The following is a 12,193-nucleotide window of genomic DNA, read 5'->3' as shown; positions in this document are numbered from 1 at the left end:
TCCGGATACGCAGGCTTCACCGGATACGCCGGGTACGCAGGCTTCTCCGGGAACGCAGGCTTCACCGGACGCGCCGGGTACGCAGGCTTCTCCGGGAACGCAGGCTTCTCCGGGAACGCAGGCTTCTCCGGGAACGCAGGCCTTTCAGGGTAGGCCGGCTTCACCGGGTACACAGGCTTCACCGGATGCGCCGGGTACGCAGGCTTCTCCGGATACACAGGCCGCTCCGGGAACGCAGGCCTTTCAGGGTAGGCCGGCTTCACCGGATACGCAGGCTTCTCGGGGTGAGCGGGCCTCTCCGGATACGAAGGCCTCTCCGGGAACACGGGCTTCTGCGGATACGCAGGCTTCTCCGGGAACGACGGCTTCTCCGGGAACGACGGCTTCTCCGGGTGCGCCGCTTTCAGCGGGTGCGGCGGGTGCGGGGTGGTGTGGTCCCCGGCCTGGGCGGTTCCCGCGGTCGTCAGCGGGGCTGCGGCGAGCGCGGCAGCCAGGGCGGCCGGTGCCAGAACAGATCGCCATCGCGGCGATGTCGTCATTCTCTCCACTCTCCTCGACTTGGTCCAGAGCTACCTGACGGCTGGTCAGACCACGAGCTGGATAGTGGAATAATCAGGAAATCGACCGTGCCCGTAACGCCACCACGGCCATAAGCCACCGGATGGTGTAGCGCGGGGACGCCGGTTGGCCGGGGGCTGCGGCACTTACCCCGATGACGGCCGCGACTCCGGCGGCATCGCGCCGGGGGCCTCCCGGTACCGTGACGCGAAAGCGCAGGTGGGCGTCGAGCCCCGACCGGAAGGTGACCGCACGATGCCGCAGCCCGCACCCGCCACGCCCGCCGCCCGCCCGGTCTCGCCTAAGTGGTCCGCAACGGCTTCGTCGAGGGGCTGCCGGGGCAGCCTGATGCTGCTCGCCGCGGACGGCTCGGTGGAGCTGGAGCGCGTCGGCCGCATGCCGGTCCTGGGCGGAGGCGACGAGGTGGGTCAGGTCAGGGCGGTGTTCTGAGTCCGCTCCACCGCGCCCCGCACCGCACGTGGGGTCACGCGGCGCTCTTCCTGCGGCGGCCTCCCGTACGGCCGAGCGCGTCGACGAGCTGGTCCCGGGTCATCTTGGACCGGCCGGGTACGTCCCGCTCCGTCGCCATCCGGTACAGCTCGGCCTTGCTCAGTTCCTGGAGCTCCTTCCTGGAGCCCGCGTCGGCGCCGCGGCCGCGGGCCCGCGCCGATGCCGCCCCGGCCTTCCTGGGCGGGGCCTTGCGGGAGGTCGTCCTCTTGGCCGCCTTGCCCGTCGCCGCCGGCCGGGCGGCCTCGCGCTGCGCGGACTCCCCCCGGGGCTCCCCGGTTCGCTGCTCACCGCGGCCGGTGCGGGCGGCCTCGATACTGCCTTCCAGGACCTTCATCAGGTCGATGACGTTGGTCGCCGTCGGCGGCTCCTGCGCCACCGCGATCTCCTGGCCCTCGGCCTTGGCCCTGACCAGCTCCCGTACCTTCTCCTGGTAGGTGTCGTGGTACCGGGCCGGTTCCCAGTCGCCGCTCAGCGCGTCGATCAGCTGCAACGCCATCTGGAGCTCCTTGCCGCGCCCGGCCCGGCCGGACGGCAGTTCGGGCAGCTCCCGGCCGGGATCGCGGACTTCGTCCGCCCAGTGGAGGGTCTGCAGCACGAGTACGTCGTCCTCGGCGCGCAGGGCGGTCAGGTACTGCTTGTTCCGCATGACGAAGGTGGCGATCCCGGCCCGGTTCGCCTCGGCGAGCGCCGCGCGCAGCAGTTCGTAGACCTCGGTGTACTCCTTGCCGCGCGGGGCGATGTAGTAGGTCCGGTCGAAGTACACCGGCTCGATCCGGTCGAGGTCGACGAAGTCGCTGATCTCGATGGTCTTGGAGCGGCCCGGTGCGATCGCCTCGAGTTCGTCGGGTTCGACCACGACGTACGCGCCCTCGCCGGTCTCGAGTCCCTTGACGATGTCGCCGGTGTCGACTTCCTCGCCGGTGCGTTCGTTCACCCGCTTGTTGCGGACCCGGTCCGCGGTGCCGCGCTGGAGCTGGTGGAAGTGGACGGTGTGGTCCTCGGTCGCCGTGTAGAGCCCGACCGGCACCGTGACGAGCCCGAAAGTGATCACACCTGTCCAGATCGCCCGCGCCATGTCCGCGCTCCGTCCGTCCAGCCCCGGCATGTGCGGCAGCCGGGGCCCGTGCCCGTCGTCTCCACGTTGGCACCGCCCCTTCCGCCTCGCGCGCCGAAGCGGGCGATCAGGGCACCGGGACGCAGCCGGGAGGCTCAGCCTCTGCTGCCGAGCGCCGCCCCGGCCGGTTCGCGGACCATGAACACGTCCACCGCGTCCTCCTTCTCCGGTGTGAAGCCGTGCCGCTCGTACAGGCGCCGTGCCGCGCTGCCCCTCAGCACGTTCAGCCGGACGCGGGTGCCGTCGCGGTCGCACCGGTCGAGCAGCTCCCGCAGCACGGCCGAGCCGATGCCGCCGCCGTGCAGGTGCGGGGACAGGTAGAAGTGCTCGAGCCAGTGGGCGTCCCCGGCCGGCCGCAGGGCCACGCAGCCGGCGAACGCGCCGCCCACCTCGATCACCCGGGTGTGCGCCGGGTCGAAGCCGTCGCGCAGTCGCCGGCGCACCCGCTGCTCGTCGTAGCGGCCGAGCCGTTCCAGATCGGCCCGCAGCACCACGGCCCGCAACTCGGCCACCGCCTCGACGTCGGCGGCCGACGCCGGCCGTGTCGCCCAGTCCACCATGATCACCAGGCCGGCGTCGCGGCCCGGGCGCGATGCCCGGCACCGGATGGGCCCATGCCCTCAGCCGCACTCCCCCGCTCAGCCACCGGCCGCCACGGCCCTGAGCTCGGCCAGCGATTCCCGCAGCAGCGGCGCCATGTCCCGTTCCTCGTCCGCCCCGATCCAGCGCTCGAAACCGATCTTGAAGACGGCGACGCCCGCCTCGGCGGTGAGGCTGGCGGCCGGCTCCCCGACGCCGCGTCCGCGCAGGGCGCCCGCGAGCGCGGCCGCCAGCGAGGCCAGCTTGACCAGTTCCCGCTCCTGGAGTTCGGCGTTCGCCGCGATCACGGCCTGGCGCCGGCGCGCGAAGGCGCGCCGGCCGGCGAACGCCTCCGCGACCGCTTCGAGGCCCGCCGCCAGGGCGTCGATCGGCGCGGCGGACGCGGGAGCGCCGGCGACCGCCCGGACGAACAGCTCCTCCAAGTCCCGCGCACCGGCGAAGAGGACTTCGCGCTTGTCGGTGTAGTGCCGGAAGAAGGTGCGCTCGGTGAGCCCGGCGCGGCCGGCGATCCCGGCCACGGTGGTCTGCTCGAAACCGCGCTCGCCGTACAGCTCCAGCGCCGCCTCCGCCAGGCGCTCGCGCGCGTTCGGCTGCCATCTGCTCATGCCCGGATCCTATCGATGACAGTCACTGACATCGAGTGCTACTGTCGATGTCAGTGACTGACATCGACACGAGTCTGGGGTTCTCCCATGCGTATCTTCGTGACCGGCGCGTCCGGCTGGATCGGCTCCGCCCTGGTGCCCGAACTCATCGACGGGGGGCACCAGGTCGTCGGGCTCGCCCGCTCCGACGCCTCCGCCGCCGCGCTCACCGGCGCCGGGGTGGAGGTCGTCCGCGGCTCCGTCGACGACCTCGGCGTCCTGCGGGAGACGGCCGCCGCCTCGGACGGTGTGGTCCACCTGGCGTTCCAGCACGAGCGTGCCTTCGGCGGCGACTTCCGGGGCGCCGCCGAGGCCGACCGCCGTGCCGTCGACGCCCTCGGCGGCGCGCTCACCGGCAGCGATCGCCCCTTCGTCCTGGCCTCCGGCCTGGCCGGCCTGGCACCCGGGCGGGTGGTGTCCGAGCGCGACATGCCCACGATCGACGGCTCGCCGTTCTCCGTCCGGGGGGCCACCGCGCAGGCGGTGCTGGCGCTCGCCTCGGAGGGGGTGCGCTCCAGCGTCGTCCGCCTCTCCCCCACGTGCCACGGCGAAGGGGACCCCGGTTTCATGGCGTCGCTGACCGCCCTCGCCCGCGAGAAGGGGGTCTCCGGTTACGCGGGCGACGGCGGCAACCGGTGGCCGGCCGTCCACCGTCTCGACGCCGCGCGGCTGTTCCGCCTGGCGGTGGAGAAGGCGCCGGCCGGGTCGGTGCTGCACGGCGCCGCCGAGGAGGGCGTCGCGCTCCGCGACATCGCCGGGGTGATCGGGCGTCACCTCGGCGTGCCGGTGGCCCCGATCGCCCCCGAGGCCGCGGGCGGGCACTTCGGCTGGCTGAGCGCGGTCATCGGCCTCGACGCGCCCGCGTCGAGCACGCTGACCCGCGAACTGCTGGGCTGGGAGCCGGCCGGGCCCGGTCTCCTCGAGGACCTGGACACGGGCCACTACTTCCGCGCCCCCGCCGCGCCGGCCGGCTGAGGGGCCCGCCCGAGCCCCTCGGCGGCGAAGCCGCCTACACCGCGAGCCAGACCGCGTGGTCGGGTGGGAGCAGGCCGTCCGCGAGGGGGCCGCTCGACAGCAGGACCGAGGTGTGGGCGGGCAGCGGGCAGGGCTCGGGCGACAGGTTGACCACGCAGACGAAGCCCGGGTCGCGGCGGAACGCCAGGACCGACTCGCCGGTGTCCAGCCAGGCGAGGGTGCCGTCGCCGAGTGCCGGGTGCTCGCGGCGCAGGCGCAGGGCTTCGCGGTAGAGCTCCAGCATCGAGGCGGGATCCGCGGTCTGCGCCGCGACGCTCAGCTCGCCCCACGCCTCGGGCTGCGGCAGCCACGGCGCGGCGGAGGCGCCGTCCGGGCTGAAGCCGTACGGGGCGGTCCCGCCGGACCACGGCAGGGGCACCCGGCAGCCGTCGCGGCCCCGGTCGGTGTGTCCGGACCGCTCCCAGACGGGGTCCTGGAGCAGGTCCTCGGGCAGGTCCTCGACCTCCGGCAGGCCCAGTTCCTCGCCCTGGTAGACGTAGGCGCCGCCGGGCAGGGCGAGCATGAGCAGGGCGGCGGCGCGGGCGCGCCGGGTGCCCAGTTCGAGGTCGGCGGGGCCGTCGGGGCGGTACGGCTCGTTGGCGGTCCACCGCTTGGTGGCGCGGCGGCCGTAGCGGCTCGGGTGGCGCATGACGTCGTGGTTGGACAGCACCCAGGTGGCGGGCGCGCCCACCGCGCCGAGCATCGCGAGCGAGTCGTCGATGACCGTGCGCAGTTCCTTCGCGTCCCAGCCGGACATCAGGAAGTCGAAGTTGAACGCGGTGTGCAGGCCGTCCTCGCGGACGTAGGCCGCGAGCCGTTCGGGGCTGTCGGCCCAGGCCTCGGCGACGAACGACCGGTCGCCCGGGAACTCGTCGGCGACCCTGCGCCAGGCGCGGTAGATGTCGTGGACCTCGTCGCGGTCCCAGTGGGGGTGGTCGACGTGGCTCCGGGGCCGGTCGCCGGCGCTCTCCCGGGAGATGAGGGGGCCCAGGACGGCCGGCTCCTGGCGGGGCGGCAGGTCGGGCAGTTCGGGGTGCTTGACGAGTCCGTGGGCGACGTCGATGCGGAAGCCGTCCACGCCCCGGCTGAACCAGAAGCGCAGGATCGACTCGAACTCCGCGCGGACTTCCGGGTGCTGCCAGTTGAGGTCGGGCTGCTGGGGCGCGAACAGGTGCAGGTACCAGTCCCCGTCGGGCAGCCGGGTCCACGCCGGGCCGCCGAAGCAGGAGACCCAGTCGTTGGGCGGTTCGGCTCCGCCGGGTCCGCGGCCGGACCGGAAGACGTAGCGTTCGCGCTCCGGGCTGCCGGGGCCGGCGGCCAGCGCGGCCCGGAACCAGGCGTGCTGGTCGGAGGTGTGGTTGGGCACGATGTCGGGGATGACGCGGATGCCGTGCCGGTGGGCCTCCTCGATGAGCTGCTCGGCCTCGGCCACGGTGCCGAACAGCGGGTCGATCGCGCGGTAGTCCGCCACGTCGTAACCGTGGTCGGCCATCGGCGACTTGTACCACGGGTTGATCCAGACGGCGTCGACGCCCAGCGACTTCAGGTACGGCAGGCGGGACCGGATGCCGGCGATGTCGCCGACGCCGTCGCCGTTCGCGTCGGCGAAACTGCGGATGTAGACCTGGTAGATGACGGCGCTGCGCCACCACGGTGCGGTACGGGTCATGTGTGGGATGCGTCCTCGGTGAGTGCGGGGCTACTTGGCTGCGCCGGCGGTGAGGCCGGCGACGATGCGGCGCTGGAAGAGCAGCACCATGACCACCAGGGGCACGGTGACCAGGACCCCCGCGGCCATCTGGCTGCCGAACGGGGTCTCGAACTGGGTGGCGCCGGAGAACTTGGAGATGGCCACCGGCGCCGTCTGCATGGCGGACTTGTTCGTCATCGACAGGGCGATGAGGAACTCGTTCCAGGCGGCGATGAAGGTGATGATCGCGGTGGTGAAGATGCCCGGCGCGGCGAGGGGGACGATGATCCTGCGGAACGCCTGGCCGCGGCTGCAGCCGTCGATCATCGCGGCGTGCTCCAGCTCGTCCGGCATCTGCCGGAAGAACGTGGTCAGGTTCCACACCGCGAGCGGCAGCGCGAACGACATGCTGGGGACGATCATGGCCTGGTAGGTGTTGATCCAGCCCATGTCCGTGAACAGTTTCAGCAGCGGGACCACGATCGACACCACCGGGAACATCGAGGTGGCGATGATCACCGTGAGGATCAGCCGCTTGAACCGGAACCGCAGGCGGGCCATCGCGTAGGCGGTGAACGTGGCCAGCAGCAGCGCCAGCGCGGTCGTGACGCCGGCGACGACGAGGCTGTTGAGCAGGGCCCGGGTGAAGCCCTGGGACGGGTCGAACACCGCCCGGTAGTTCTCCAGCGAGACCGGGGCGGGCAGCAGCGAGGTGTCGAAGATGTCGGAGGTGCGCCGGAGACTGGAGACCAGCATCCAGTAGAACGGCGCCAGGCAGTAGGCCACCACCGCGGCGACGCCGGCGTACAGCAGGGCGTTGCGCCACTTCAGCCGGTGGGTCATGCGGTCACCTCCGTGCGCCGGGAGAGCGAAAAGCGTCTGGTTCCGCGCGTCTTGCGGGCGCCGCCGTCACCGACCAGGTCGGTGCCGAGCAGCCGGACGAAGGCGAACGCGATGAGCAGGACGTAGAGGAAGAGGAGCACGGCGTAGGCGGAGGCGGGTCCGAAGCGGACGTTGGAGGCCTCGTTCTGCGCCAGCATGGACAAAGTCTCCACCGAGTTCTTCTGCGCGCCGACGAGGATGTAGGGCAGGTCGAACATCCGCAGCGCGTCCAGGCACCGGAACAGCACCGCCACCAGCAGCGCCGGCTTCACCAGGGGCAGCGTGACGTGCCAGAACCGGCGCAGGGCGCCCGCCCCGTCGATGCGGGCGGCCTCGTAGACCTCCTGCGGGATCACCTGCAGCCCGGCCAGGACCAGCAGCCCGATGAAGGGGGCGGTCTTCCACACCTCGGCGACGATCACCGCCACCTTCGCGTGGAAGCCCTCGGTCGTCCACAGGATCTGGCGGCCGATCAGGGCGTTGGCGACGCCGTCGCTGTTGAAGATCCACCGCCACAGCAGGGCGGAGATGGCCGTGGGCACCGCCCACGGCACGAGGATGCCGGCCCGGACCAGGGCCCGGCCCCGGAACGCCCGGTGCATGATCAGCGCCATCGCCACACCGATGAGCGTCTCCAGCCCCACCGTGACGACCGTGAAGAAGGTGGTGTTCCAGAAGGCGTTCCAGAATCGGTCGCCGGCGGCGCCGAGGACGTCGGCGTAGTTCCGCAGGCCGACGAACGGTTCGGTGGCGCGGATGAACCCGGTCTGCGGATCCAGGCCCTTGGGCCCGTACAGCGACTCGCGCAGCGCCATGAGCGTCGGGTAGAGGACGACGACGCTCAGGACGAGGAGGGTCGGGGAGACCAGCAGCACCGCCATCCGGGCCGAGCCGGAGGTGGCCCGGCGCGTGCGCCGGCGGCGGTTCGCCGGTGCGGCGGGCGCGCCCGGGGTGCTGCCGTGGCCGCGCAGCGCGGTGCCGGGCGGGAGCGTGGTGTCGGCCATGGCCCCGCCCCTCACTGCCCCGTGGACTTCTGCAGAGCGCTCTGCAGGTCCTTGAGCGCCTGCGCGCTGCTCTTGGCGCCGGTCAGCGCGGCGTAGGCCTCCTGCTGGACCGCGGAGGTGACGTCGCCGTAGTTCACGACCCGGGGGCGGGGGACGGCGTGCAGTACGGACTGCTTGAGGACCGGCAGGTACGGATACTGCTCGACCAGCGAGGGCTCGTCGTACAGCCGCGTGTACGGCGGGGCGAGGGAGGCCTCCTTCAGGAACGTGCCCGCGCTGTCCTCGCTGCTGAAGAACTTCATGAAGTCCAGGGCCGTGGCCTTGTTCCTGGCGAAGGACGACAGGGCGAGGTTGTGGCCGCCCAGGCTGGAGGAGCCGGGACCGTTCAGGCCGGGCAGCGGGGCGACGGCGAACCTGCCCGCCACCTTGCTCTTCCCGGCCAGGGCGTACATGTAGGGCCAGTTGCGCAGGAACACCAGCTTGCCTGACTGGAACGCCCGGCGGCCGTCCTCCTCCTGGTAGGTGACGGCCTCCTTGGGAATGGTCCCGTCCTTGACGGCACCGGCGAGGAAGTCCAGTCCCTTCCTGGCCGCGGGCGTGTCGACGTCCGGCCGGCCGTCGGCGTCGGTGACGACGCCGCCCGCGGAGTCCACGGCCTCGGCGAAGTTGACGGTCAGGCCCTCGTACTTCTGGAACTGGCCGGCGTAGCAGGACATGCCCTTGGCCTCGGGGAGCTTCTCGACCTTGGCGCAGTCGGCCTTCATCTGCGACCAGGTGGCCGGCGGCCCGCTGACGCCGGCCTTCTTCAGCAGGTCGCTGCGGTAGTAGAGCAGTCCGCCGTCGGAGCTGGCCGGGGCCGCGTACAGAGCGCCGCGGTACTTCGCGGTCTCCACCACGGGCTTGAGCATCCTGCCCAGCGGGAAGCGCTGTTCGGGCAGGCGGTCGATCCACTGGTGGGCGGCGAACTCCGAGGTCCACACGACGTCGAGGGAGAGCACCGTGTAGGCGTCGGACTTCGTCTCCGCGTTCTGGATCATCTGCTGGCGCTGCGAGTCGGCGTCCGTCGGCAGCTGGACGAAGGTGACCTTCTCCTTGGGGTGCAGCTTGTTCCAGCGGTCGATGACCTTCGGGACGACGCCGGTGGTGTCCTTGCCGGCCACGTAGGTGATCGGGCCACGGCCCTCGAAGGACGTGCTCCCGGCCTGCTCCCCGGAGCCGCTGCCCCCGGACGAGCCGCAGGCGGTGAGGAGGAGGCCGGCGGCGACGAGCGTCGCCGCGCACGGGAGGGCTCTGATGGTCCTGGTCTTCACTGTCTCTCTCCTGGTCGTGCGGAACCGAGGGCGCGACGGCGCGCCCGTTGCGAGACTGAGCTGTCACGGCACTTCACTGCGAGAAGACGCAGGTCAGGGCATTGAACGAGGGTGGCGCGATGACCACTTGGACCTTGCCGGGACAACGCTTGCACGCTAGGAGTGCACCTGGGGGAAGTCAATCCGTAACTTGTCGGTAGCTCGAACAAATATAGATGCGCTACCCAGCTTGTTTACGGAGGAAATAGGACACAACCCCACAGGAACTCCACCGTCCCGGCATTGAGACAGCGCTGTCACGAAAGGGCGGCGGGATGCGGGCGGCCTGTGCTAACTTCCGCCTCATGTCACCCGCTCAACGGCACCCCACGATGACCGACGTCGCCGAACGGGCCGGCGTCTCCCCGTCCACCGTCTCCCGCACCCTGCGCGGTCTGCCGACCGTCTCGCCGGAGGTGCGTGCCCGGGTCGAACAGGCCGCCCGCGAACTGAACTTCGCGGTCTCGCGCCAGGCCGCGAGCCTCGTGACGGGCCGGACCGGGGTCGTGGCGGTGCTCGTGCCGACGCTCAACTCGTGGTTCATGGGGTCGGCGCTGTCCAGCCTCGGGCCCATGCTGCGCGCGGCCGGGCGGGAGCTGAACGTCTACGTCATACCGGACCTGGCCGAGCGCACCGCGTTCTTCGAGCGGCTGCCGGCCCGCCGGAACGCCGACGCGCTGCTCGTCTTCGGATTCGACCTCACCGACGAGGAGACCGCGCGACTGGACGACCTCGGGATGCCGGTCATCTACGTCAGCCAGCACGCCGAGGGCCGGCCGAGCGTCTACGTCGACGACGTGGCCGGGGCGCTGATGGCCACCCGGCACCTGCTGAACCTCGGGCACCGCAGGATCGCGTTCGCGCCGACCGTGGGGGCCAGCGGCTTCAGCTTCAGCTCTCGTGAACGTCTGCTCGGCTACCAGCAGGCGCTCACCGAGGCGGGCATCCCGCTCGACGACGAACTGGTGGTCACGATGGCGATCGACGACAAGCGGGGCCTGGTCTCGGGGGTCGGGCGCCTGCTGGGCCTGCGGGAGCCGCCCACCGCGCTCTTCGCCGAGCAGGACGAGCTGGCCGTCGCCGTCGTGCACACCCTGCGCCGGGCCAGGATCGAGGTGCCCGAGCGGATGTCCGTCATCGGCTTCGACGACCACCAGGTGGCCGAGTGGTTCGACCTGTCGACGGTGGCCCAGTCGCCGTCGGACATGGGCCGGGTGGCCGGTGAGCTGGCCCTGCGGCTCATCGACGACTCCGAGGCGGACCACACGCGGCACGTCGTCCTGCCGGTCCAGCTGATCCCCCGGGCGACCACCGCCCCGGTCGCCGCGCCGTCGCGGCAACTCGCCGACCCCGCGGCGTCCTGACGGGGCGTCGGGACGAACGGGCCGTGCGGGGTGGGGAACATGCCGCTGACCGGAGCAATCGCCGGTGCGCCGCGTCCCGTCGCAGCAGGCTGGACCTTTGCCCAGGTCGTGTGACAGGAGTCCGGTGTGCGAAGGCCGCGTAAGCCGAACCGTCAGGAATGTCGTTCGCCCGAATGCCGCGCCCGCCGGGCCGCGCCGGCCGGGCCGCCGGTGCCGGCGCGCGGGAGCTCTGGGTGAGGCACCGGCATCCGGCCGGGGAGCCCGGGGCCGGCCCCGCCGTACGGATGCGGCTGCCCGCTCCCCCGGCCTGGCTGCGCTGGCTGCCCTTGCTGTACGTCGCGGGGGTGCTGGTCCTGGAGCCGCTCACGCCCGTCGACTGGCCGGTGAGCTTCCTGCTGATCGGCGTGCCGCTGGTGGCCGCGTTCGCGCACGGGCCCGTCATGACCGGCGCCGCCACGGTGTTCGCGGTGGTCTTCGAGGGGGTGCTGGCCGGCACCCCGTGCTGCGCCGGACGGTCCGTCGGCTACCTGTGGGACCGGCACTACGTGGCCTCGTACCTCTGCACGGCCCTGGTGGGCGGCCTCGGGACGGTTCTGGCCGCGCACCGCATCCGCCGCGAGCGGGCGCTCGCCGACGTCCGCTTCGTGGCCGAGGTCGCGCAGCGCGTCCTGCTGCGGCCGCCTCCCCACCGGATCGGCGGCCTGCTGCTGGAGAGCCTGTACCTCTCCGCCGCCGCGGAGGCGCGCATCGGCGGCGACCTCTACGAGGCGGTCCCGACGGCGCACGGGGTGCGGCTGCTCATCGGTGACGTCCGCGGCAAGGGCCTGCTCGCGGTGGAGACCGCGGCCGCGCTGCTGGGCGCGTTCCGCGAGGCGGCCCACGACGAGCCGGACCTGGCCGCCCTGGCGGGCCGCGTGGAGACGAGCATGAACCGCCGGGCGACCCAGCTGGGCGGCAGCGAAGTGGGCGAGCGGTTCGTCACCGCGATCTTCGCCGAGGTCCCCGCCGACGGCCGTCTCGTCCGCGTCGTCAACTGCGGCCACCCGCCCCCGGTCCTGATCCGCCCCGGCGAGGTGCGCGAACTGGACCACGGGCACCCGGCCCCGCCGCTGAACCTCGGGATGCTCGTCGACGACCCGTACCACGTCGACACCTACTCCTTCCTGCCAGGCGAGCAGCTCCTGCTGTACACGGACGGCGTCACCGAGACCCGCGACCCCGGCGGGACCTTCTACCCCCTGCTGGAGCGGCTCCGCTCCTGGGGACCGCTGCCGCCGCGGGAGCTGCTGGAACGGCTCCACGACGACCTGCTCGCCTTCAGCGGCGACCACCTGCAGGACGACACCGCGGCACTGGCCGCCTGTCTGCTCGCCGACGAGCCCGAGCCGGCGCCGGCCGGGACCGGCTGACCGCAGGGGCGGGCTCCGGGCGCCGGGTCCCGGCGGCGGTCAGGCGGTAGCCTGC

General features: G+C 72.4%; 11 protein-coding genes and 1 pseudogene. 4 read left to right on the top strand and 8 right to left on the bottom strand.

Going from position 1 to position 12,193, the window contains the following annotated elements:
* Positions 1–539: pseudogene (locus AQJ66_RS40395) on the bottom strand (hypothetical protein); the annotation flags it as partial.
* 274 nt (positions 540–813) lie between these two features.
* Here AQJ66_RS40395 and AQJ66_RS39090 point away from each other — a divergent pair.
* Positions 814–1,008 carry a hypothetical protein gene (locus AQJ66_RS39090; protein ID WP_159052660.1) on the top strand — a complete coding sequence of 65 codons (195 nt, stop codon included), beginning with the start codon at positions 814–816 and terminating at the stop codon, positions 1,006–1,008.
* A gap of 34 nt (positions 1,009–1,042) precedes the next feature.
* Here AQJ66_RS39090 and ku read toward each other — a convergent pair whose 3' ends face one another.
* The 3 genes from ku to AQJ66_RS29255 form a co-directional block, all read right to left on the bottom strand.
* Positions 1,043–2,143: a non-homologous end joining protein Ku gene (gene ku, locus AQJ66_RS29265; protein WP_061928094.1), complete on the bottom strand. Its 1,101-nt coding sequence runs from the start codon at positions 2,141–2,143 to the stop codon at positions 1,043–1,045.
* Between the two features lie 134 nt (positions 2,144–2,277).
* A complete protein-coding gene (locus AQJ66_RS29260; RefSeq protein WP_061928176.1) occupies positions 2,278–2,742 on the bottom strand; it encodes a GNAT family N-acetyltransferase in 465 nt (154 codons plus the stop codon).
* Positions 2,743–2,820: 78 nt separating this feature from the next.
* Positions 2,821–3,387, bottom strand: a complete 567-nt coding sequence (locus AQJ66_RS29255) for a TetR/AcrR family transcriptional regulator (protein ID WP_061928093.1) — start codon at positions 3,385–3,387, stop codon at positions 2,821–2,823.
* Positions 3,388–3,474: 87 nt separating this feature from the next.
* On the opposite strand from AQJ66_RS29255, the gene AQJ66_RS29250 reads away from it, so the two are divergent.
* Positions 3,475–4,401: an SDR family oxidoreductase gene (locus AQJ66_RS29250; RefSeq protein ID WP_061928092.1), complete on the top strand. Its 927-nt coding sequence runs from the start codon at positions 3,475–3,477 to the stop codon at positions 4,399–4,401.
* 34 nt (positions 4,402–4,435) lie between these two features.
* On the opposite strand, the gene AQJ66_RS29245 is transcribed toward AQJ66_RS29250, so the two are convergent.
* The 4 genes from AQJ66_RS29245 to AQJ66_RS29230 are packed head-to-tail and all read right to left on the bottom strand — an operon-like array spanning position 4,436 to position 9,326.
* The gene (locus tag AQJ66_RS29245) at positions 4,436–6,109 is read right to left on the bottom strand and encodes a glycoside hydrolase family 13 protein (protein WP_061928091.1); all 1,674 of its coding nucleotides are present in this window, start codon (positions 6,107–6,109) and stop codon (positions 4,436–4,438) included.
* A 30-nt stretch (positions 6,110–6,139) separates the two neighbouring features.
* Positions 6,140–6,973: a carbohydrate ABC transporter permease gene (locus tag AQJ66_RS29240; RefSeq protein ID WP_061928090.1), complete on the bottom strand. Its 834-nt coding sequence runs from the start codon at positions 6,971–6,973 to the stop codon at positions 6,140–6,142.
* Positions 6,970–8,016, bottom strand: a complete 1,047-nt coding sequence (locus AQJ66_RS29235) for a carbohydrate ABC transporter permease (RefSeq protein ID WP_061928089.1) — start codon at positions 8,014–8,016, stop codon at positions 6,970–6,972. Before AQJ66_RS29235 ends, AQJ66_RS29240 begins: the two co-directional genes overlap by 4 nt.
* Positions 8,017–8,027: 11 nt before the next feature.
* On the bottom strand, positions 8,028–9,326 hold the full coding sequence (locus tag AQJ66_RS29230) for an ABC transporter substrate-binding protein (protein ID WP_061928088.1): 1,299 nt from the start codon (positions 9,324–9,326) through the stop codon (positions 8,028–8,030).
* A gap of 344 nt (positions 9,327–9,670) precedes the next feature.
* Between AQJ66_RS29230 and AQJ66_RS29225 the strand changes: the two genes are divergently transcribed.
* Together AQJ66_RS29225 and AQJ66_RS29220 are read left to right on the top strand one after the other, a co-directional pair.
* The gene (locus tag AQJ66_RS29225) at positions 9,671–10,729 is read left to right on the top strand and encodes a LacI family DNA-binding transcriptional regulator (protein WP_341849431.1); all 1,059 of its coding nucleotides are present in this window, start codon (positions 9,671–9,673) and stop codon (positions 10,727–10,729) included.
* A gap of 284 nt (positions 10,730–11,013) precedes the next feature.
* On the top strand, positions 11,014–12,138 hold the full coding sequence (locus AQJ66_RS29220; protein WP_208611484.1) for a PP2C family protein-serine/threonine phosphatase: 1,125 nt from the start codon (positions 11,014–11,016) through the stop codon (positions 12,136–12,138).
* Positions 12,139–12,193 lie beyond the last annotated feature (55 nt).

The organism is Streptomyces bungoensis (assembly GCF_001514215.1).
In the GTDB taxonomy this organism is placed as follows: Bacteria; Actinomycetota; Actinomycetes; order Streptomycetales; family Streptomycetaceae; genus Streptomyces; species Streptomyces bungoensis.
This window is presented reverse-complemented; position numbering and strand designations above follow the sequence as displayed.